At 65.2% G+C, this 20,048-nt stretch carries 22 protein-coding genes and 1 pseudogene; 9 read left to right on the top strand and 14 right to left on the bottom strand.

Annotated features, from left to right (window positions below; all coding sequences use genetic code 11):
- Position 1: 1 nt before the first annotated feature.
- Entirely contained in the window at positions 2-559 is a 558-nt protein-coding gene (locus tag CXY71_RS06990) for a HutD family protein (protein ID WP_104134934.1), read from the top strand.
- Here the strand turns inward: CXY71_RS06990 and CXY71_RS22355 are convergent.
- From CXY71_RS22355 to CXY71_RS06945, 10 genes and pseudogenes are all read right to left on the bottom strand, one after another.
- Positions 556-681, bottom strand: a complete 126-nt coding sequence (locus tag CXY71_RS22355) for a hypothetical protein (RefSeq protein WP_255411387.1) — start codon at positions 679-681, stop codon at positions 556-558. The two genes, CXY71_RS06990 and CXY71_RS22355, sit on opposite strands and share 4 nt — an antisense overlap.
- Positions 682-723: 42 nt before the next feature.
- A pseudogene (fdxA, locus tag CXY71_RS06985) lies at positions 724-1,012 on the bottom strand (ferredoxin).
- A complete protein-coding gene (locus CXY71_RS06980) occupies positions 1,009-2,409 on the bottom strand; it encodes an FAD-dependent oxidoreductase (RefSeq protein ID WP_104134933.1) in 1,401 nt (466 codons plus the stop codon). Before CXY71_RS06980 ends, fdxA begins: the two are co-directional and overlap by 4 nt.
- A gap of 62 nt (positions 2,410-2,471) precedes the next feature.
- Entirely contained in the window at positions 2,472-3,392 is a 921-nt protein-coding gene (locus tag CXY71_RS06975) for an ABC transporter permease (protein WP_104134932.1), read from the bottom strand.
- Complete coding sequence (locus CXY71_RS06970) at positions 3,382-4,170, bottom strand: ABC transporter ATP-binding protein (RefSeq protein WP_233198368.1); 789 nt, start codon at positions 4,168-4,170, stop codon at positions 3,382-3,384. The genes CXY71_RS06975 and CXY71_RS06970 overlap by 11 nt, the downstream gene beginning before the upstream one ends.
- On the bottom strand, positions 4,170-5,597 hold the full coding sequence (locus tag CXY71_RS06965; RefSeq protein WP_104134931.1) for a sulfate adenylyltransferase subunit 1: 1,428 nt from the start codon (positions 5,595-5,597) through the stop codon (positions 4,170-4,172). Before CXY71_RS06965 ends, CXY71_RS06970 begins: the two co-directional genes overlap by 1 nt.
- A 4-nt stretch (positions 5,598-5,601) precedes the next feature.
- Positions 5,602-6,648 carry an ABC transporter substrate-binding protein gene (locus CXY71_RS06960; RefSeq protein WP_104134930.1) on the bottom strand — a complete coding sequence of 349 codons (1,047 nt, stop codon included), beginning with the start codon at positions 6,646-6,648 and terminating at the stop codon, positions 5,602-5,604.
- Positions 6,648-7,559 (bottom strand): sulfate adenylyltransferase subunit CysD, encoded by a 912-nt coding sequence (cysD, locus tag CXY71_RS06955; protein WP_233198355.1) that lies wholly within the window; start codon positions 7,557-7,559, stop codon positions 6,648-6,650. Before cysD ends, CXY71_RS06960 begins: the two co-directional genes overlap by 1 nt.
- Entirely contained in the window at positions 7,556-8,344 is a 789-nt protein-coding gene (locus tag CXY71_RS06950; protein ID WP_104134928.1) for a phosphoadenylyl-sulfate reductase, read from the bottom strand. Before CXY71_RS06950 ends, cysD begins: the two co-directional genes overlap by 4 nt.
- Positions 8,341-10,032, bottom strand: a complete 1,692-nt coding sequence (locus CXY71_RS06945) for a nitrite/sulfite reductase (RefSeq protein WP_158253010.1) — start codon at positions 10,030-10,032, stop codon at positions 8,341-8,343. The genes CXY71_RS06950 and CXY71_RS06945 overlap by 4 nt, the downstream gene beginning before the upstream one ends.
- A 325-nt stretch (positions 10,033-10,357) precedes the next feature.
- Here CXY71_RS06945 and ftsY point away from each other — a divergent pair, with 325 nt between their 5' ends.
- Positions 10,358-11,233: a signal recognition particle-docking protein FtsY gene (gene ftsY, locus CXY71_RS06940; protein ID WP_104134927.1), complete on the top strand. Its 876-nt coding sequence runs from the start codon at positions 10,358-10,360 to the stop codon at positions 11,231-11,233.
- Positions 11,234-11,255: 22 nt separating this feature from the next.
- Positions 11,256-11,759 (top strand): DUF2004 domain-containing protein, encoded by a 504-nt coding sequence (locus CXY71_RS06935; protein ID WP_104134926.1) that lies wholly within the window; start codon positions 11,256-11,258, stop codon positions 11,757-11,759.
- Positions 11,760-11,809: 50 nt separating this feature from the next.
- On the opposite strand, the gene CXY71_RS06930 is transcribed toward CXY71_RS06935, so the two are convergent.
- A complete protein-coding gene (locus tag CXY71_RS06930; protein WP_104134925.1) occupies positions 11,810-13,369 on the bottom strand; it encodes an MFS transporter in 1,560 nt (519 codons plus the stop codon).
- A 70-nt stretch (positions 13,370-13,439) separates the two neighbouring features.
- Between CXY71_RS06930 and CXY71_RS06925 the strand changes: the two genes are divergently transcribed.
- From CXY71_RS06925 to CXY71_RS06915, 3 genes are all read left to right on the top strand, one after another.
- A complete protein-coding gene (locus CXY71_RS06925) occupies positions 13,440-14,036 on the top strand; it encodes a TetR family transcriptional regulator (protein WP_104134924.1) in 597 nt (198 codons plus the stop codon).
- A gap of 79 nt (positions 14,037-14,115) precedes the next feature.
- Positions 14,116-15,705 carry a signal recognition particle protein gene (ffh, locus tag CXY71_RS06920; RefSeq protein WP_104134923.1) on the top strand — a complete coding sequence of 530 codons (1,590 nt, stop codon included), beginning with the start codon at positions 14,116-14,118 and terminating at the stop codon, positions 15,703-15,705.
- 158 nt (positions 15,706-15,863) lie between these two features.
- Positions 15,864-16,652, top strand: a complete 789-nt coding sequence (locus CXY71_RS06915; RefSeq protein ID WP_104134922.1) for an LLM class F420-dependent oxidoreductase — start codon at positions 15,864-15,866, stop codon at positions 16,650-16,652.
- Positions 16,653-16,710: 58 nt separating this feature from the next.
- Here the strand turns inward: CXY71_RS06915 and CXY71_RS21035 are convergent, their stop codons facing one another.
- Positions 16,711-16,884: a hypothetical protein gene (locus CXY71_RS21035; RefSeq protein WP_158254131.1), complete on the bottom strand. Its 174-nt coding sequence runs from the start codon at positions 16,882-16,884 to the stop codon at positions 16,711-16,713.
- A gap of 96 nt (positions 16,885-16,980) precedes the next feature.
- The gene (locus tag CXY71_RS06910; RefSeq protein WP_104134921.1) at positions 16,981-18,117 is read right to left on the bottom strand and encodes a glutamate--cysteine ligase; all 1,137 of its coding nucleotides are present in this window, start codon (positions 18,115-18,117) and stop codon (positions 16,981-16,983) included.
- A gap of 201 nt (positions 18,118-18,318) precedes the next feature.
- Between CXY71_RS06910 and rpsP the strand changes: the two genes are divergently transcribed.
- From rpsP to rimM, 3 genes are read left to right on the top strand one after another with little or no spacing between them, the layout of a single operon-like run.
- The gene (gene rpsP, locus CXY71_RS06905) at positions 18,319-18,723 is read left to right on the top strand and encodes a 30S ribosomal protein S16 (protein ID WP_104134920.1); all 405 of its coding nucleotides are present in this window, start codon (positions 18,319-18,321) and stop codon (positions 18,721-18,723) included.
- A gap of 3 nt (positions 18,724-18,726) precedes the next feature.
- The gene (locus CXY71_RS06900; protein WP_092108900.1) at positions 18,727-18,963 is read left to right on the top strand and encodes an RNA-binding protein; all 237 of its coding nucleotides are present in this window, start codon (positions 18,727-18,729) and stop codon (positions 18,961-18,963) included.
- 4 nt (positions 18,964-18,967) lie between these two features.
- Positions 18,968-19,660 (top strand): ribosome maturation factor RimM, encoded by a 693-nt coding sequence (gene rimM, locus CXY71_RS06895; RefSeq protein ID WP_233198357.1) that lies wholly within the window; start codon positions 18,968-18,970, stop codon positions 19,658-19,660.
- A gap of 88 nt (positions 19,661-19,748) precedes the next feature.
- Here the strand turns inward: rimM and CXY71_RS06890 are convergent, their stop codons facing one another.
- Entirely contained in the window at positions 19,749-19,952 is a 204-nt protein-coding gene (locus CXY71_RS06890) for a winged helix-turn-helix domain-containing protein (protein WP_199184239.1), read from the bottom strand.
- Positions 19,953-20,048: the final 96 nt, after the last annotated feature.

Below are 20,048 nucleotides of genomic sequence, written 5' to 3'. Positions count from 1 at the left end.
CATGCACATCATTCGATATGACGCTCTTCGGCCCGTACCCTGGCGCAATGGCGGCGGCACTACCCGCGAGGTGGCATCTTTTCCTGCCGGCGCGGTGGACTTCGACTGGCGCATCAGCATCGCCAATGTGACCGCGGCTGGCGACTTCTCGACCTTTCCAGGAGTCGACCGCATCCTCACGGTGATCGAGGGCGAGCTCATGGTCGTGACCGTCGATGGCACAGAGCACGCCATGGAACAATACCGGCCATTCCGGTTCTCCGGTGACAGCGTGACCAGCTGCGCCTTGCCCGTCGGCGACACCAAAGACTTGAACGTGATGGCGCGACAGGGAGTGGTCAAGGGCTTTCTGTCGATTGTCGAGCTGTCGAAAAAACGCACCCAGCCGGTGTTCAACGACCAGTTCGCCCTCCTTCTGAAGGGAAATGCCGTCGTGACCGCCGGCGGCGAGGAAGCCAAACTGGGTCCCCTCGATACCGTGCGCGGCGACGATCCAGTCCCTGAGGTGCTCGGACGGGGCTTTCTCGCCGTCATCACCTTGGAAGCGGTTCCGACCTAAGCGAATGCTGTGGCGGCGTTCGCCACCGCTTCGTTGCCGAGCAGGCCCGCGGCATACAGAAGCACGAGCGCGATGAGAAGTGCGGCTGCAATGAGCAGGGCCACCCACAGTGCAGGCCTCAATTCCGAGCCGTATCCATGGGCTAGACCTTAGCAGTCGCGTCGCTACCCCTGCGGCGGCAGTGCGGAGATGACGGGGTGGTCTCTGGCGAGCACGCCGACCTTGGCTGCGCCGCCCGGGGAGCCGAGGTCGTCGAAGAATTCGACATTGGCCTTGTAATAGTCGGCCCATTGTTCGGGCAGGTCGTCTTCGTAGTAGATGGTNGCAGTCGACGCACTCGTCCGGGTGAATATAGAGGGAGCGTTCGCCCTCATAAATGCAGTCCACCGGACATTCGTCGATGCAGGCACGATCTTTCACATCGACGCACGGAAGAGCGATCACATACGTCACAGGGCCACCAACGCTTCCGTGCGAGAGATCGCGACCTGTTCAGCCCGAGAGACCACCTTGACGCGCTCCCGCCCGGGAGTGACCAAATCCTGGGTGCCGAGCAGCTGCTCGTGCGCGTCCAGGGTGCGCCAGCCGGTCCAGGTCGTGAATTCCACGCCGCGGCCCGTGAGCAATTCCAGAATCCTCTCTGAGGATTGATGAGTAGTTTCGGCGGCCACCAGCCCCGGCAGATCCGCCAGGAGCCGGGTCGCTGTCTCCAGAGCATCGCCCTTGGTGTGGCCGATCAGGCCGACCGGACCGCGCTTGATCCAGCCGGTGGCATACAGGCCGGCCAGAGGCTCGCCGGCCGCATCGAGCACCCGCCCGCCGTCGTTCGGAATGATGCCGCGCACGGCATCGAACGGTATCTCCAGCAGCGCACTTCCCCGGTAGCCGACCGCGCGATACACGGCCTGCACCGGGTAGTCGACGATCTGCCCAGTGCCGCGCACTCCGCCGTCTCCAGTGTGTTCGGTGCGTTCAAAACGGATGCCTTCCACCCGTCCATCGCCATACACTTCGACCGGTGCGTGCAGAAAATGCAGGTGCAGGCGACGCGAGGCGCCCTGTGGAGCCTGGGTGAGCCATCCGTTTAGCGTGCGGGTCATGATCTTGACCTGGTTGTTGCTCGCGACGAGCTGTTCGCTGTGCGAATCGGGGGTGAAATCCTCGGCGTAGACCACGAGGTCGACGTCGGGAATGTCATTGAGCTCGCGCAGCTCGATCGGGGTGAACTTTACCTGTGATGGCCCGCGCCGGCCGAACACGTGTACGTCGGTGACCGGCGACCCGGCCAGCCCGGCGTGCACCGACGCAGGAATGTCGGTGGTCAGCAGGTCGTCCGCGTGCTTGGCGAGGATGCGGGCCACGTCAAGGGCCACGTTTCCGTTGCCGATCACGGCCACGTCGGTCGCGTCGAGCGGCCACTCCAACGGCACGTCGGGGTGGCCGTCGTACCAGGAGACGAAGTCGGCGGCGCCGAATGAACCGGGCAGGTCTATTCCGGGAATGACGAGCGGTGCGTCCAAAATGGCGCCGGTGGCGAAGATGATCGCGTGATAGTGCTCCCGCAGGTCGGCCAGGGTCAGGTCGGTGCCGTAGCTGACGTTCCCGATGAAGCGAATGGTGCCTGCGTCCAGCATTTCCTGCAGCGACTTGACGATGCCCTTGATGCGCGGGTGGTCGGGGGCGACGCCGTAGCGAATGAGTCCGTACGGCGCGGGCAGCGCGTCGAAGAGGTCGATGGCCACCTCGTGGCCGGCCTCCCGCACGAGCCGGCTGAGAATATTGCCGGCGTAAATACCGGCCGGACCGGCGCCGATGATGGCAACGCGCAGGGCAGAAGAAGCAGGGATCATAGTGTGCCTTTCAACGGCGCAAGCTTTCAGAATGAAACAGAAGAAGAGTGGATGCTCGCGGGTCAGCGCAGGCCGGCGGCCATCAGTCCACGACGGCGCAGCAGTCGACGCTCGATCGGGGCGAAGATCACCAGTTCCACCAGGATTCCGACGAAGAGAATCACCAGGATCGTGGCCAGCACCCCGGACAGGTCGGCGAGTTCGCGGCTCTGGTGCAGCATCGAACCGAGACCGAAGCCGATCGTGCCGCCCATGGTGATGATCTCTGCGGCCATGAGCGATCGCCAGGCGAAGGCCCACCCCTGCTTGAGGCCGGAGAAATAGCCGGGCAGCGCGGCGGGTAACACTACAAGGGTCGCCATCTGCAGGCGCGAAGCGCCGAGTACCGTGCCGACGCGGCGCAGCTGCGGCGGAATCTGGTCAACGCCCGAGACGAGCCCGTTGACGATCGAGGGGACAGCGCCCATCAGGATGACGAAATACACCGTGGCGTCGGTGAGGCCGAACCACATGATCGCGGCGGGAACCCAGGCGACTGACGGGAGCACCTGCAAGCCGGAGAGCAGCGGGCCGAGGGCTCGCCGCACCGGGCGGCACTCCGCGAGCAGCAGCCCGATCGGGGTACCGATGGCAATGGCGATGAGAAAGCCGAGACCGCCGCGCTCGAGGCTCGTCGCTACCGCAAGTTGCAGGCGGTCGCTCGACCAGGCACTCACGAGGGAATCGAATACGTCTAACGGGCATGGAGTGAGGTCGGGTCGGGGTTTGACGATGAGAATGTAGACCTGCCAGGCCGCGACCAGCGCGATGAGTAGCAGAATCGGAGGGAGGACACCGTCGAGGGTGCGGCGAAAGGCGCCGCGGGGTGTTTCGGGAACGGCCTGCAGCGAATCCAAACCGACTTCGAGGCGGCGCAGTTCGTCGTGGCTCGCGTCGTTGGTCGTTGAGCCACGATTGGTGTCAATTCGAGCGTCAAGCGGCATTGCGTCGGATCTCCTCTCGCAGCTGGTCGGTGATCTCGTCGCCCAGGCGGGCGACCTCGAGGGATTCGATCCGGCGCGAGCCGGTGTCGCTGATGGTCCACTCGTTGACGATGCGGCCGGGACGGGATGACATCAGCAGAATGCGCTGCCCCAGCCGGGCGGCCTCGCGCACATTGTGGGTGACGAACACGATCGTGCGGCCGGTCTGGCGCCAAACCCGCTCGAGTTCCTCGTGCAGCAGGTCGCGGGTGATGGCGTCGAGCGCGGCGAAAGGTTCGTCCATCAGCAGCACCTTGCGGTCCTGCGCGAGCGAACGGGCCAGGGCGACGCGCTGCCGCATGCCCCCGGAGAGTTCGTGCGGGCGTTTGTCGGCGGCATCGGCGAGGTTGACCAGGTCGAGAAGTTCGAGGGCATCGCCACGACGGTCCTTGCGCAGCACCCCGCGCAGTTTCAGGGCCAGCTCCACGTTACGACCCGCGGTCAGCCACGGAAACAGCGCAGCGTCCTGGAACATGACGGCGGCCTTGCCACTCGCCACGGTGACGGCACCCTCGGTGGGTTTCTCCAGGCCGGCAATAATGTTCAGTAGCGTGGATTTGCCGCATCCACTCGCCCCGAGCAGGCAGACGAACTGACCGGCTTCGATCGACAGGTTGATGTCGTCGAGCACGAGCGGACCGGTGCCGTAGCGCTTGCCGAGGCCGTCGATCGTGATCGCGACCGGTCCGAGCGAAGTCAAAGTCGGGGTCGGGGCGACAGACACGCGGGTCGGGGAGATCACGGTGACACTTCCGACCCGGCACCGGAGCCGTCGCCGGCGCGGGTGGGCTCGCCCGGCGTGGTGACGATACCGGCGGCCAGGGTTGCGCCATCCTGCGGGTGAATCACGAGGAACGCCCCGGAGCGACGGTTCTGCGCGTAGGGTTCCACCGGCAGATCGCGCGACAAGCGGATGCTGGCCTGCCCGATATCGTTCACGGCCAGGCTGGTGGCGGGTTCAACGCCGAGGGTCGTGAGGTCGAGGCGGCCGGTGACCTCGCTGATCAGGGCCTGCACGATGGTCGTGCCGAACTTCAGGAGCACGCGAGCCCCCGGGGCGAGCGGGCGGGGGTCGAGCCAGAACAGATCGGCTTGAAGGGTGCGGGTGACCGGCGGCAGGGTGCCGGCGGCAGCGATGACGGCGCCGCGTGCAATGTCGAGGTTGTCGGCCAGGCGCAGGGCGATGGACTGCGGCGCGAAGGCCTCGTTGAGGGCAATCCCAGCGAAGTCGATTCCGGTGACGGTGCTGGTGCCGCCGCCGGGCTCGACGCTCACGGTGTCGCCGACCTTGATGCTGCCGCTTGCGACCTGTCCGGCGTAGGCCCGGTAGTCGCGGTAGGAGTCGGCGCGCTCGGGGGTGACGACGACCGCGCCCTGCGGGCGCAGCACGAGCTGAACCGGCAGGCGGAACGCCTCGGTGGCGCGCCCGCTTTCGTCGAGGTCGTCGATCACCGTAAGGGTTTCGAGCAGTTCGAGCAGGCTCGGACCGGCATACCAGGGGGTGCGCTCGGAGCGATCGACGACGTTGTCGCCGACCAGAGCTGACACGGGAATGACGTGAACCTCCGCACGCGAGTCAGAACCGAGGCCGAGTTCGGCGGTGACCAAGCGAACGCTCGTCTCCACTTCACGGTAGGAGGCCTCGTTGTAATCGAGGAGGTCGATCTTGTTGACCGCGACGATCACGTGCGGCACGCGCAACAGGGCCACGACGCTGAGGTGCCGACGCGTCTGCTCGAGCACACCCTTGCGGGCGTCGATGAGCATGATGACGGCATCCGCTGTGGTGGCGCCGGTGACCATGTTGCGGGTGTACTGCACGTGGCCGGGGCAGTCGGCGAGAATGAACGAGCGGGCGGGCGTCGCGAAGTAGCGGTAGGCCACATCAATGGTGATGCCCTGTTCGCGTTCGGCGCGCAGTCCGTCGGTCAGCAGGGCGAAGTCGATCCCGCCGCTCTCACCGCCGAAGCCGCGCTCGGTGGAGGTGCGGGTGACCGCTTCGAGCTGGTCGGCGAGGATGGCCTTCGAGTCGTGCAGCAGCCGGCCAACGAGGGTGGACTTGCCGTCGTCGACCGAACCGGCCGTCGCGAAGCGGAACAGGGTTCCCTCGGGGGCAGCGACGGCTGCTTCGGTGCCGAGATCCTGGGGCTCAATGATGAGGGTCATGTGATTACTCCGTTCCGAGTCCGGCGGCCGAAACAGGCGCGCCTCCCGCTGCGGCGAGAACGCCGTTGAGCTGGGTCAGGTCAAATAGGCCAGTGAGGTCGCCGTCTTTGGCGATGCCGGCGGCGACCGCTTTCTGCAGCGAGACCTCAAAAGTGCCGGCCAGGGGGTCATTGGTGAAGTGCAGGCCGCCCAAAGCGCGGTCGATGACCGCGTCGGCGAGGGGCTTGCCGGTGTCGGCGGTCAGCTTGTCGTTGATCACGGCGGCCGCCTCGTTCTGGTGCCCGTTCAGCCAGGCAACGGATGCCGTGTGTCCCTGCAGCAGCGCCCGCACCGTTTCCGGGTGGTCACGGTTGAAATCGGCGCCGACGAGCAGCACGGTCGTGGGAAATTCGCCATTCGGCCACAGGTCTGATTCTTCGACGAGCACGTGCGCATCCGCTTCGAGCACCAGACGAGATACCCACGGTTCGGGCAGCCACGCGCCGTCGATCTGCCCGCTTTGCAGCAGGGTGAGCGCGCGGGCGTTGTCGGTCGGGGTGACCGTCACGTCGCCGCCACCGGTCGTGCTGGTCTCGTAACCCTCATCCTCGAGCCAGGACCGCAGGGCGACATCCTGGGTGTTACCCAGCTGCGGCGAGGCGAGAGTCGTGCCGCCGAGATCGGCGGGGGAGTCGATGCCGTCGCGCACGACCAGGGCGGCACCGCCGATGGTGGCACCGGCCACAATCACCGCGCTCTGCCCGGCGCTCTGCACAAAGGTGTTCATGGCCGGGCTCGGACCGACATAAGCGGCATCGATCGCACCGGCGCTGAGCGCTTCGATCGCGGCCGGACCGGCCCCAAAAGCCTGGGCAGTCAGGGTCGTCTCGCCGAGGGCGTCGGCGAAGAAACCCTGCTCGATGCCGACCAGAGCCGGGGCATGGGTGAGGTTGTCGAAGTAGCCGAGGCGCAGTTCCAGGGCTGGCCCGGTGGCGGAGGCCGCGCTGGAGCATCCGCTCAGCAGCAGTGTCGCGGCCAAGGCGACGCCGACCGCAGCGAGGGGCGCGCGCATCAGAAGTAGCCTTCTTTCTTGCGATCTTCCATAGCGGCCTCAGAGATGCGGTCGTCGGCGCGGGTGGCGCCGCGCTCGGTGATAGTGGAAACGCCGACTTCGCGCACAACGTCGGCAACGGATGCCGCGGTCGAGTCGACCGCGCCGGTGCAGCTCATATCGCCCACCGTGCGGTAGCGCACTGTGCGTGTTTCGACGGTTTCGTCGGCGCGGGGCAGGCTGACCGAGCTGACCGTGCGCCACATGTTGTCGCGGCGGTACACCTCACGCTGGTGGGCGTAGTACAGCGTGGGCAGCTCGATGTTTTCGCGTTCGATGTAACGCCAGACGTTGAGTTCGGTCCAGTTGCTGATCGGGAAGGCGCGCACGTGCTGGCCGACGGTGTGGCGGCCGTTGTAGAGGTTCCACAGTTCGGGGCGCTGGTTGCGCGGGTCCCACTGGCCGAATTCATCGCGCAGCGAGAGAATGCGCTCCTTGGCGCGGGCCTTGTCCTCGTCGCGGCGGGCGCCGCCGAAGACAGCATCGTGCCGGCCTGCCGCGATCGCGTCGAGCAGCGGCAGGGTCTGCAGTGGGTTGCGGGTACCGTCAGCGCGTTCAGCGAGACGGCCGTCGGCCACGTAATCTTCGACCTTGGCGACGGTGAGGCGCACACCGTGCGCGGCGACGGTTCTGTCGCGAAACTCGAGTACCTCCGGAAAGTTGTGGCCGGTGTCGACGTGCAGCAGCGAGAACGGAATCTTGCCCGGCCAGAACGCCTTCGCGGCGAGGTGCAGCACGACGACGGAGTCCTTGCCGCCACTGAACATCAGCACGGGGCGTTCGAACTCGGCGACGACCTCACGAATGATGTGGATTGCTTCGCTCTCGAGCACGTCGAGTTCGGAGAGGCGGTGTGCAGGCGTGGCAGTCATAGGTGGAGCCCGCATTCTGTCTTCTCGAGGGTGGCCCAACGGCCGGAACGGGGATCAGCGCCCGCCGCAACGGGCTGGGTGCAGGGGGCACAGCCGATGGAGGGGTAGCCCTGGGAAAGCAACACGTTCACCGGAACATGGTGTTCGACGGCATAGTCCATCAGTTCGTTGTAGCTCCAGGCGGCGACCGGGTTCACCTTGACCAGGCCGTTGCGTTCGTCCCAGGTCACCAGCGGCGTGTTGGCGCGGGTGGGTGCTTCGTCGCGGCGCACGCCGGTGAACCACAGTTCATAACCGCCAAGGGAACGCTGCAACGGCTCGACCTTGCGCATCGCGCAGCAGGCGGTGGCATCGCGATTGAACAGCTCGGCGCCGTGCAGGGTGTCTTGTTCCGGCACAGTGCTGAGCGGCAGCACGTCCACGACCGTCACCGGCAGGGCGGCGGCTACCGCGTCGCGGGTCTCATAGGTTTCGGCGAAGTGGTAGCCGGTATCCAGAAAGAGCACGTCGACGCCGGGTAGCTGCTGCGAAACGATCTCGGGCAGCACCGCGTCGGCCATGGAGCAGGCGACAGCGACACTGGCGGCACCGAAGTTGCGGGCGACCCACGCGACGACCTCCGCGGCGGTGGCCTCACGGCCGTTGGCCGCTGCCGCCAGTTCGGCTGAGCCTTGCTCGGCGAGGGCGCGCAGCTCGGCAGCAGGCCGGCGCGGCGGCAGATCAGGTGCAGCGGATGCCCCGGCACCGCTTTTAAGAGTGCGCGCGTTCAGATTGATGGCGCTCATTTGAGGTCCTCCTCGTCGGCGCGGTGCGCCCACTGGGCAAAGGTTTCATCGTTAGTGCGGGCCGCCAGAAAGCGTCGCACGAGGCTCTCGACATAGTCGGCGAGGTTGTCGGCGGTGACCTTGAGGCCGCGCACAGTGCGGCCGAGGCCCGCTTCGTCGCGATCGGGCGAGGTGAGGCCGCCGCCGAGGTGTACCTGGAAGCCGGGGGTGGAGCCACCGTTGCCGTCGGGCAGCAGCTGGCCCTTGAGCCCGATGTCCGCGGTCTGGATACGGGCGCAGGAGTTGGGGCATCCGTTCACGTGCAGGGTGATCGGGTGCGGGGCATCGATGTCGGCGAGGCGTTTTTCGAGTTCGAGGATGGCATCCGTTGCCGTCTGCTTCGTTTCGACGATGGCGAGCTTGCAGAATTCAATGCCGGTGCACGCCACGGTGGAACGGCGGAACAAGCTCGGCCGGGCCGCTAGCCCGAGCTCGTCGAGGGCCGCGATGAGTGGTTCCACGTGCTCCTCGGCCACGTCGAGCACCACGATCTTCTGGTGCGGGGTCGTTCGCAGTCGCCTCGAGCCGTGGGCTTCGAGCAGGTCGGCGAGGCGGATGAGAGTCTGGCCGGAGATACGGCCGACGAACGGGGCCACGCCGATGTAGAAGCGGCCGTCCTTCTGTCTGTGCACGCCGATGTGGTCGCCCTGCGTCTTCGGGCGTGGTGCAGCGGGGCCGTCGGGCAGGGTGTAGCCGAGGTATTCGTCTTCGAGAATGCGACGGAATTTCTCGGTGCCCCATTCGGCGAGCAGAAATTTAAGGCGTGCCTTGCCGCGCAGGCGGCGGTAGCCGTAGTCCCGAAAGATGGAGGCGACGCCGCGCCAGACCTCGGACACCCGGTCTGCTGCGACGAAGGCTCCGAGGCGTTCGGCTAGGCGGGGGGTGGTGCTCAGGGCGCCACCGACCCACAGGTCGTAACCGATGCCCAACTCGGGATGCTCGACGGCGACGAGGCCGATGTCATTGATCTCGTGCACGACGTCCTGGCTGGGGTGGCCGGTGATGGCGGTCTTGAATTTGCGCGGCAGGTTGGCGAATTCGTCGGTGCCGAGATACTTGCGTGCGATCTCCTGGATAGCCTCGGTCGGGTCGATCAATTCGTCGGCGGCAATGCCGGCTACGGGGGAGCCGAGGAACACGCGCGGCACGTCGCCGCAGGCCTGGGTGGTTTCAAGGCCGACCGCTTCGAGGCGGCGCCAGATTTCGGGCATGTCCTCGATCTGGATCCAGTGCAGCTGTACGTTCTGCCGATCGGTGATGTCGGCGGTGTCACGACCGAAGTCACGGGAGACCTCACCGATCACGCGGGCTTGTTCGGTAGTGAGCTGGCCGCCGTCGATGCGCACGCGCAGCATGAAGTAGCGGTCTTCAAGCTCTTCCGGCTCGAGGGTTGCGGTCTTGCCGCCGTCGATGCCGGGCTTGCGCTGGGTATACAGGCCCCACCAGCGAAAACGTCCGTGCAGGTCGGTGCCGTCAATGGAGTCGAAGCCCTGCTTGGAATAGATCTGCTCGATGCGGCCACGCACTGCGAGGCCGTTGTCGACCTGCTTCCACACCTCGTTGCCGTTGAGCGGTTCGGTTCCGTCAATCTTCCACTGACCGTTGGGACGGGTAGAAGGACGCGGTGGGCGGACCGCTGGCAGCTTGATCGTTGCCGGCGCGGTCTCGGCCCCGGTTGTAACGGTCTGCACCGTCTCGGTTTCGTTCGGCACATCGGCTCCCTCGGTTTGCGGCGCCGCCCCGAAATCAGCAGGGCAACGACGTTTACGCTACTGCGCTGCGCGCGCAATATTGCGGGGAGGGGTCACGCACGGTCACACACTGTCACGCGGCGTCACACAGGTTGCGGGTGCTCGGCGCAAGCACCGGCCGGCGCAGGCCTGCGCAAGGTGCCGCCGGCATCCGCTTGCCTGGCACAGCACACGCTCGCTTCTCATCGCGCGCAAGGCCGTGCCACCCCCTTAGGCTAGGGACATGGCTGAACGCACTCCCTGGTCCCTCTCCGGCGCACTGCGCGGAATGTTCACGAAGAAGACCATCGACGCGCAGACCTGGGACGACCTCGAGGACGCCCTGCTGCAGGCCGATTTCGGCCCGAACGTCACCGAGTCGGTCATCGCAGACCTGCGCGCCAAGGTCGCCAAATACAACACGACCGACCCGGCCGATTTACAGCGGATGCTGCGCGAAGGCATCGAAGAGCGCCTCGCCGTTCTCGACTCCACCCTGACTCTCTCCGAACGGCCGGCAGTTGTGCTCGTTGTCGGCGTCAATGGCGTCGGCAAGACCACGACGATCGGTAAGTTCGCGAAGTTTTTGCACACCTACGGCCGGAGCGTCGTGATCGGTGCGGCCGACACTTTTCGGGCCGGGGCCGTCGAACAGTTGGCAACCTGGGCCGAACGAGCCGGGGCGCAGATCGTGAAGCCGCAGATGACCGGCCAGGATCCGGCATCCGTCGCCTTTCAGACCGTCGAGAAGGCGAAGAACGAGGGCATCGAGATTGTGCTCATCGACACCGCCGGGCGGCTGCAGACCAAGGGCGGGCTGATGGACGAACTCACCAAGATTCGCCGGGTCGTCGAAAAGCAGGGACCGATCGCCGAGGTGCTGCTCGTACTCGATGCGACGACCGGCCAGAACGGGCTTGCCCAGGCTGAAGCCTTCATCGAGCATGCCGGTGTGACCGGCCTCGTGCTGACCAAACTCGACGGCTCAGCACGCGGCGGTTTCGTGCTCGCCGTGCAGGAAAAAACCGGCATTCCGATCAAGCTGGTCGGCCAGGGCGAGGGTATCAATGACCTCACCGGTTTCACCCCGCACGTGTTCGCGCAAAAACTCGTCGGCTGATGACAAATTTTAGAGGAGCACTATGAGCATCGAACACGATTTCTTCGGAATTCTCGGCGACGAAGACGAAGGAGAGGTCTACTGGTCGGAATCCGTCGAACTCGGCGACCAGAGCGTCGAGATCGACCTGAGCTCGCCCGACGAAGATTCGGTGACCGCCGAGGCCCTTGATATCGCTGCGGCCATGATCGGGTCGATGGAAGACCTGGATTCTCAGGTGCGTGAGTCCCTCGTCGCCGACCTGTCGGCCGAGGTCTCGGTGACCATCCAATACATCGCGGAGCAGCTCGAGGAGATGGACCAGGAGGCGATCGAGAATGCCATCATCTGGGATTCCGGCGACCAGCAGATCGACTTTCTGCGTTCGTTGCGCTTGCAGCGCATCGGTTTTCACCCGCATCACAACGGCAGCGAAGCGCACTTCGCGGTGCTCGAATACGCCATCAGCCCCGACGACACCGACGGCCTGCTCGTCGTCACGATCGACGTGCACGGCGACACCGTTCTGGTAGCCCTGGACAGGTAATTCGACCGGGCATGGGCCCGGTTTCCTCGGTTGGGCCCGGAGTGCGCAGGCTACCCGAGGTGCGCCGCTGCGCTCGAGCCAAGCAGGTCTTCCTTGCGCAGGCGCACCAGGAAGAAGGCGATGGGCGCCGCCGCGAACATAATGATCGCCGCCCACAGGAAGGTGGACTGGTATCCGCTCACGAGAGCACCGAACTGCACGGCCTGCGAGGGCACCTTGCCGATCAGGTATGAGCTCACCGCAGCGGTGTAGAGCGCGGTGAACAGGGCAGTTCCAAGCGATCCGCCGATCTGCTGCATCGCCGTCACCGCCGCGCTCGCCGCCCCGGCATCGTGTTCTGCGATTCCCGAGAGCGCCACGTTTTGCAGGGGCACGAAGATCATCGAGAGCCCAATGCCGAGCAGAATCAGTCCGGGCAATACCTCGAGTACATAATTACCGCCCACCGTGATCTGAGTCATCCAGAGCAGCCCGACCGCGCCGACAATCGGTCCGACGATCATCGGAAGGCGCACGCCGGTGCTGGCCAGAAACTTCGACAGCATGCCAGCCCCGATCATGATCGTCACGGTCATTGGCAGCGAAGCCAGACCGGACTGAATCGGGGTGTATCCGAGCACAATCTGAAAGTACAGGGTGAGAAACAGCAGCCCGCCGAGCAATGCGGCCCCCGAAAGCAACGCCGTGAGAAAGGCTCCACCGCGCACCTTGTTGGCCATAATGCGCAGCGGCAGCAGCGGATGATTGGACCGGTTTTCCACAACTACGAACAGTGCCAGCAGCACCAGTCCGAACGGGAGGCAGACCAGCACGGGCCAGCTTCCCCAGCCATTCTCGGCTTGCGCAAAGCCGAAGACCAGGGATCCCAGACCGAACGCCACGAGAATAGCCCCTGGCACGTCATATCGGGTGTTGCCGTGTGCTTTGCTCTCACGAACGACCGGGATCGCGGCCGCAATCGCGACGATGGCGATCGGCACGTTCACGTAGAGGCACCAGCGCCAGCTCGCATACTCGGTGAGCACGCCGCCGAGAATGAGTCCGACGGCCGCGCCGCCTCCGGCGATCGCGCCATAGACGGCGAAGGCCTTGATCCGGTCTTTGCCGCCGGGAAAGTTCACCGTGAGCAAGGCGAGGGATGCCGGGGCGAGGAGTGCTGCGAACAGTCCCTGCAAGCCGCGGGCGGCGAGCAACTCCCAGGTGCTCTGGGCGGCGCCGCCGAGGGCTGAGGCGATGGCGAACCCGGCCATCCCCACGATGAAGGAACGCTTGCGGCCCCAGAAATCGGCGATGCGTCCGCCGAGCAGCAGCAGCGCTCCGAACACGAGCGAGTAGAGGGTGACGACCCAGGTGCGGTCGCCATCGCTCATGCCGAGCGCGAGCTGTGCCTGGGGGAGTGCGATGTTCACGATGGTGCCGTCGAGCACGACGGTGAGCTGCGCAAGCGCGACGATGGCGAGCAGCCACCAGCGGCGCGGGTTGGGCGTGCCCGTCAGCGAAGCGGATGCCGCTGTCGCCGACGTGGGCGACGCGGTACTGGGTTCGGTCGTGTGTGCTGATTCGGGCGGAACGGTACCGGGCGTGACTGTGCTGCGGGGTGGGGTCGACATGCCTGCAATCTTATCGGCAAAACCGAACGAACTAGTTCGTTTTATATGAATTTTTGGCTATAGTCGGGGTATGGCACGCGACGGAGCAGACCCCCAGACCCGCATTCTCGAGGCGGCACGCACGGAATTTGCCGCTTTCGGCCTGGCCGGGGCGCGCATCGACCGGATCGCCCGGAGTGCTTCGGCGAGCAAAGAGCGGCTCTACGCCTACTACTCCGACAAGCAGCAGCTCTTTCTCGACGTGCTGGAACTTAACCTGCGCGAGTTCGCGAGCGACGCCGTGCTCACCGACAACGACGTGCCCGCCTTTGCCGGAGCCCTGTTCGATCACGGTATTCGGCACCACGACCACCTGCGCATGATCGACTGGGCCCGCCTCGAAACCGATGGCTCCTGGCTGCCGGCCCTCGAAGTCATGCTCGGCTATCGGGACGAACAGGTGCGGCGCATCCGCTTGGCGCAGACTGCCGGTCGGGTCGATGCTTGCTGGCAACCGGCTCAGCTCATGACACTCATTTTTGGCATTGCCTCGGCCTGGGTACACGAGCCCGGGGCAGTGCTCACGCACGGCGGCGTTCCGGACGTGGCGGCAATCGCTGCTCGTCGAGCGAACGTCGTTTGTGCGGTCGAGCGGCTGATCGCACCGAGCGTGGCGGCGCAGAACTAACGCTTGCCCGAATTCGACACAACCGCGCCTCAGCATCCGTTTCGAAGTAGCAGCGGCCACCGGTTAAACTAAACGCATCATGGCAACTTTTGGAAACCTCTCAGATCGTCTTGCCGAGACGTTCAAAAACCTCCGCACCAAAGGCAAGCTCAGCGCAGCGGATGTCGATGGCACCGTTCGTGAGATTCGTCGCGCCTTGCTCGACGCCGACGTCGCTCTTGAGGTCGTCAAGGATTTCACCGGCAAGGTGCGTCAGCGCGCCCTCGGCGACGAGGTCAGTAAGGCGCTGAACCCGGCGCAGCAGGTCGTGCAGATCGTCAATGACGAGCTCATCACGATTCTCGGAGGCGAGCAGCGCAGGCTGGAATTCGCCAAGAAGCCGCCGACCATCATCATGCTCGCGGGCCTGCAGGGTGCCGGTAAGACCACCCTCGCCGGCAAGCTCGCCAAGTGGCTCGCCAAAGACGGCCACACCCCGCTGCTTGTTGCCGCCGACCTACAGCGCCCCAACGCCGTCACCCAGCTCGAGGTGGTTGCCAAACAGGCCGGTGTCGCCGTCTATGCGCCCGAACCCGGCAACGGAGTTGGCGACCCGGTCAAGGTCGCCCGCGACGGCGTGAAGTATGCCCTGCAGAAGGTGCACGACGTCGTCATCGTCGACACCGCCGGACGCCTCGGCGTCGATGCGGAGCTCATGAAGCAGGCCGCCAACATTCGTAAGGCGATCGACCCCGACGAGGTGCTCTTCGTTATCGACGCCATGATCGGCCAGGACGCCGTCGCCACGGCCAAGGCCTTTCAGGACGGCGTCGACTTCACCGGCGTCGTGCTGACCAAGCTCGACGGCGATGCCCGCGGTGGCGCCGCCCTCTCGGTCGCTTCGCTGACGGGACGCCCGATCATGTTCGCCTCCACTGGTGAGGGGCTCGACGACTTCGAGCCCTTCCACCCCGACCGCATGGCCGGCCGCATCCTTGACCTCGGTGACATCCTCACCCTGATCGAGCAGGCGCAGGGTGCGTTCGACGAAGACGAGGCCCGCAAGGTCGCCGAGAAGTTCGCGACCGACTCCTTCACGCTCGACGACTTCCTCGGCCAGATGCAGCAGCTGCGCAACATGGGTTCGATCAAGAAGATGATGAGTATGCTGCCCGGCGCCGGCGCCATGAAGGCACAGCTGGAGAACTTCGACGAGCGCGAGATCGTGCGCACCGAGGCCATCATCCAGTCGATGACCAAACTTGAGCGCACCACCCCGAAACTGCTCAACGGATCGCGCCGCATGCGCATCGCCAAGGGTTCGGGCATGACCGTCACCGAGGTGAACCAGCTCGTGCAGCGCTTCGAACAGGCCGCCAAGATGATGAAGACCGTCGCCAAGGGCGGCGTGCCAAACATCCCAGGCATGGGTCCGATTCCCGGTGCCGGCTACGGCGGCAAGCCCAAGCAGGTGGCCAAGAAGAAGGGCTCCAAGTCGGGTAATCCAGCCAAGCGTGCCGCCGAGAACGCCGCGATTGCCTCGGGCGTCAAGCCCGCCGGTGAGTCTGTGAAAGCGGATGCCGCCGGCTCCGGTTTCGGCCTCGGCTCCGGCGCCCAGCCTGGCAAAGGCAAGGCCGGCGGCCCCACCGAAGAAGAAATGGCCGCGCTGCAGAAAATGCTCGGGCGGTAGCATCCGCTCGGTGAACAGTGTGCGGTAGGCCGGGGAAGCCCCGGGCCCGGTCGCACAAAGAGGGAGCAGAGCGGCGCGACGTCGAAACCGGCCGGCTGGGAACCCCCGCTGAATTTTGGCGTTGGGGTCCCAACCGGGTGTAGTCCTAGGCTGGTCGCATGACTTCGACGACGGACCACAACGTGCGCATCGGCGTTCAGATCGCTCCGCAGCACGCCGAGTACTCCAAAATTCGCGGTACCCTCACCGAGGTCGAGGCCCGAGGCTTCGACATCGCCTTCAACTGGGACCACTTCTTTCCGCTGAGCGGTGAGCTCGACGGCCTGCACTTCGAGTCGTGGACCATCCTCGCCGCCTGGGCCGAGCAGACGACGACGATCGAATTCGGTGCCCTGGTCAACTGCAACAGCTACCGCAACGCCGACCTGCAGGCCGACATGGCGCGCACGATCGACCACATCAGCGGTGGACGCTTCATCTTCGGCACCGGCGCCGGCTGGTTCGAGCGGGACTACCAGGAGTACGGCTACGAGTTCGGCACTCCCGGTACCCGCCTGAATGCGCTCGATGCCAGCCTCAACCGCATTGAAGCTCGCTGGGCCAGGCTCAACCCGCCGCCCACCCGCGACATTCCCGTGCTCATCGGTGGCAGCGGCGAAAAGAAGACCCTGCGCATCGTCGCCCAGCACGCCAACATCTGGCACTCGTTTTCCAACCCCGAGGTGCTCGAGCACAAGCTCGGCGTGCTCAGCGCCTGGTGTGACGAGGTCGGCCGCGATATGACCGAGATCGAGATCTCCACCGAACTGCGCGGACGCACGGTGGATGACGCGGACGCGCTCTACGACCTAGGCACCCGCCTCTTCACCGTCGGAATCTCCGGCCCCGACTACGACCTCGGCAAGGCCGCCGACTGGCTCACCTGGCGTGACAGCAAGAACGCCTGACCTGCATTTGAGCAGATACCCTGCCTGCGGCTCGTCTGGCCGGTTCCATGAGATCGCGCTATTTCTCGTCCCCGACCGCCGTCGCCGCTTCGGACAAACAGATCGTGATGGTCTGCACCCGGGCAGCGAGCAACGTGCTGATCGATTCTTCCAGCCGGAGGTCGGTCGCGGTGACTGCGCGGTTTCGGCACGCGTCCGAGCAGGACTTCACCAACTCCAGTCGCGCGCTCACTTCGCGCGCGACTGGAGTTGTCGACCGCACGATGAGCAGGTCTTCTCCGCACTCGGACCGCCGGGGCCAGGAACGGCTCGTTAACGCTGTGCCATGCTAATTTCCGAGCCCCTCGGCCAGCTCGTGGCTGAGCGCCGCAACCACCGTCGGCAGGCTGCCACCCTGAGCGGCGGCGACCGCGAGCTGGCGCTGATAGCTGCCGCCCTCGTCGATGATGCGGTGCAGTCCGAGTAGCTCGGGCAGGCAGCCGAGCCGCTCGGCGACGGGGGAAAGGGTCTCAATCAGGCGACGCACATCATCCGTTACCAGACACTCGGTGCCGAGAGCATCGAGGATGATCTCAGCGTCGAGCCCGTAGCGGGCGGCCCGCCATTTGTTTTCGCGCACGAACCACGACTGCATGCGCGGAACGACTTCGCCCGCGTCGAGGCGGGTGGACATCCACTCGACCAGGCACTGGATGAACGCGGCGATCGCGCCGAGCTCTACGGTGGTCGAGACGCCGTCGCAGACTCGAATCTCGATCGTGCCCCAGCGCGGCGAGGGGCGAATATCCCAGCGCACCTCGGTGACGTCCTCGATGATTCCCGTCACCGCCATGTCGTCGACGTAGCGCTCCCACGCCTCCCAGTCAGTTAGGTCCCAGGGTAGTCCGGCGGTCGGCAGCTGCTGGAACATGAGTGAGCGGTTGCTCGCATACCCGGTGTCGACGCCGGCCCAGAACGGGCTCGACGCGCTCAGCGCCTGCAGGTGCGGCACGTAGGTGAGTAGACCGTTCATGATCGGAATGACCTTGGCCTTGTCCTCGATGCCGACGTGCACGTGGATTCCCCAGATCATCATGTTGCGGCCCCACCACTGGGTGCGGTCGATGAGCTTGTGATATCGGGCTTTGTCGGTGATGGTCTGGTCGAACCATTGCGCAAACGGATGCGATCCGCTGCAGATCACGTCCACCTCGCGTCCCGAAAGTACCCGGCGCACCTCACCGAGCTGGCCGGCGACATCTGCCACCGCATTTCTGACGGTGTTGTGCACGCCCGAAACGAGCTCGACCGTGTTGAGCAGCAGCTCCCCGGTGATCGTCGGGTGGGCCGAGCCGTCGGTGCTGCGCAGGGCGTCGAGCACCTCGTCGGCGATATTGACCAGATCCCCGGTCTCGCGGTCGACGAGGGCGACCTCCCACTCGATGCCCACGGTGGAGCGGGCGGATCGGGCGAATTCCAGTGGCACGGGGGCTCCTTGGGTGGGCCGGTAAAAGTCGTCAAGGTTCGATTATCACAATGTAAGCAATCTCTGACAGAATGATTAGTCGCGATCCGTTGTGCCCGACCCTCTATCTCGGTGCAACGTGATCCTATAGAGCTTATGCCGAGTGTGCCCCCACGCTCACGGCCCAAGGTTCGCCAAACAACGAATTAACACTGGAGAATTGTGGCTGTCAAAATCCGTCTGAAGCGCATGGGCAAGATCCGTGCACCGTATTACCGCATTGTCGTTGCCGACGCGCGCACCAAGCGCGACGGTCGTGTCATCGAAGAAATCGGCATCTACCACCCCACGGAGGAGCCCTCGGTTATCGAGGTCAAGTCCGAGCGTGCGCAGTACTGGCTGAGCGTCGGCGCTCAGCCGACCGAGCAGGTTGCTGCACTCCTCAAGCTCACGGGCGACTGGGGCATCTTCAAGGGCGACAAGAACGCCAAGAGCACCGTCAAGGTGAAGGAACCGAAGGTCGCTTTCGTCGCTGACGAGAAGAAGAAGCCGGTTCTCAAGCCCAAGGCTGAGAAGCCGGTCACCAAGGCCCCCGAGGTTGCTGCCGAAGCAACCGAAGAGGCGTAACTGTTGCTTGCTCCCGCGCTCGAACACCTCGTCAAGGGGATCGTTGATCACCCAGACGACGTGCACGTTGCAGAAAAGAACTCTGCCAGAGGCGAGGTGCTCGAGGTTCGGGTGAACCCCGAGGATCTCGGCCGGGTCATTGGTCGTGCCGGTCGCACCGCCAAGGCTCTGCGCACCCTCGTTGCGGCTCTGGCCGACGGTCGACGCGTACGCGTCGACGTCGTCGACACCGATTTCTAGTGCAGTGAACGACGCGACGGTGTCCGACAGCGAGAAGGACCGCACCCAGCAATTGCGGGTGGGGCGCCTGACCAAGGCTCATGGCCTCAAGGGAGCAATCAAGCTTGAACTGTTCACGGATGACCCGGGACGACGTTTCGTCCCGGGCGCCGTGTTCACCCTGCAGGTTCCGACCGGTTCGGCCTGGCACGGCAAGACGATTGAACTCGTCGAGCTGCGCTGGTACAACCAGCACGCGGTCGGTTTTTTCAAGGATGTTGTCGACCGCAGCGCGGCAGAAACGCTCGCCAAGGCGATCCTTTGGATCGACGCGGACATCGCCGAGCAGTCGGAAGAAGAAGACGCCTGGTACGACCACCAGCTGGTCGGGCTCGCCGTCATGCGTGACGGTGTGCGCATCGGTACCATCGGTCGCCTCGAGCACATGCCCGCGCAAGATCTGCTGATCGTGAAGACGCCCACCGGCGACGTCATGATCCCGTTCGTCAAGGCCATCGTGCCGAGCGTCGACGTCAAGAACGGTGTGGTCACGATCACGCCGCCGCCCGGGCTGCTCGAAGAACTGCCCGAAGACGCGGCCGATCTGGACCCTGAAACGGATGCCGCGGCATCCGCTACAGAAACCGGTGCCGTTGAAACCGGCGCTGTTGAAACCGGTGCTGTTGAAACCGGCGCTGTCGAACCCGACCGCACCTAAGACTGATATCCGTGCCACTGCCGGTACGCACTCGTTTGTTCGATTCGTCGGCCGAATGGGAGCGCACCGGCACTTGTCTGCCGGGCGGCTACACGTTGAGCCGGTAACCGCGCTTGACCACGGTCGCGACCAGCCCGGGCACGCCGAGGGTCTGCCGCAGGCGGCTGAGCGACACCTCCATCGCGTGATCGTCGAAGTAGCCGGCCAACGCGAGGTCTTCGCGGGAGACGACCGCTCCGCGCGCCCGCACCAGAGCGCGCAGAATCGCGAGTGCCGCTGGGGGAAGCTGCACGCGTTCTTCGCCGATCCGGAACTTGTCAAGGCGGATGAGACCAGTGGGAGTTTAGGCGGCTAGTTCGAGGCGGTCATTCTTGGTGGGTTTGTCGGC

The sequence above is a fragment of the Cryobacterium sp. Y62 genome, from assembly GCF_002929785.1.
Lineage (GTDB): Bacteria > Actinomycetota > Actinomycetes > Actinomycetales > Microbacteriaceae > Cryobacterium.
Note: the sequence above shows the minus strand (reverse complement) of the source record. Positions and strands in the feature narration are given on the sequence as shown.

What these genes read in the sequence shown, in the direction of transcription:
- CXY71_RS06990 (WP_104134934.1), top strand. Translation starts at nt 2, where the DNA reads ATGCACATCATTCGATATGACGCTCTTCGGCCCGTACCCTGGCGCAAT.
- CXY71_RS06980 (WP_104134933.1), bottom strand. Translation starts at nt 2,409, where the DNA reads ATGATCCCTGCTTCTTCTGCCCTGCGCGTTGCCATCATCGGCGCCGGT.
- CXY71_RS06975 (WP_104134932.1), bottom strand. Translation starts at nt 3,392, where the DNA reads ATGCCGCTTGACGCTCGAATTGACACCAATCGTGGCTCAACGACCAAC.
- CXY71_RS06965 (WP_104134931.1), bottom strand. Translation starts at nt 5,597, where the DNA reads ATGACCCTCATCATTGAGCCCCAGGATCTCGGCACCGAAGCAGCCGTC.
- CXY71_RS06960 (WP_104134930.1), bottom strand. Translation starts at nt 6,648, where the DNA reads ATGCGCGCGCCCCTCGCTGCGGTCGGCGTCGCCTTGGCCGCGACACTG.
- cysD (WP_233198355.1), bottom strand. Translation starts at nt 7,559, where the DNA reads ATGACTGCCACGCCTGCACACCGCCTCTCCGAACTCGACGTGCTCGAG.
- CXY71_RS06950 (WP_104134928.1), bottom strand. Translation starts at nt 8,344, where the DNA reads ATGAGCGCCATCAATCTGAACGCGCGCACTCTTAAAAGCGGTGCCGGG.
- ftsY (WP_104134927.1), top strand. Translation starts at nt 10,358, where the DNA reads ATGGCTGAACGCACTCCCTGGTCCCTCTCCGGCGCACTGCGCGGAATG.
- CXY71_RS06935 (WP_104134926.1), top strand. Translation starts at nt 11,256, where the DNA reads ATGAGCATCGAACACGATTTCTTCGGAATTCTCGGCGACGAAGACGAA.
- CXY71_RS06930 (WP_104134925.1), bottom strand. Translation starts at nt 13,369, where the DNA reads ATGTCGACCCCACCCCGCAGCACAGTCACGCCCGGTACCGTTCCGCCC.
- CXY71_RS06925 (WP_104134924.1), top strand. Translation starts at nt 13,440, where the DNA reads ATGGCACGCGACGGAGCAGACCCCCAGACCCGCATTCTCGAGGCGGCA.
- ffh (WP_104134923.1), top strand. Translation starts at nt 14,116, where the DNA reads ATGGCAACTTTTGGAAACCTCTCAGATCGTCTTGCCGAGACGTTCAAA.
- CXY71_RS06915 (WP_104134922.1), top strand. Translation starts at nt 15,864, where the DNA reads ATGACTTCGACGACGGACCACAACGTGCGCATCGGCGTTCAGATCGCT.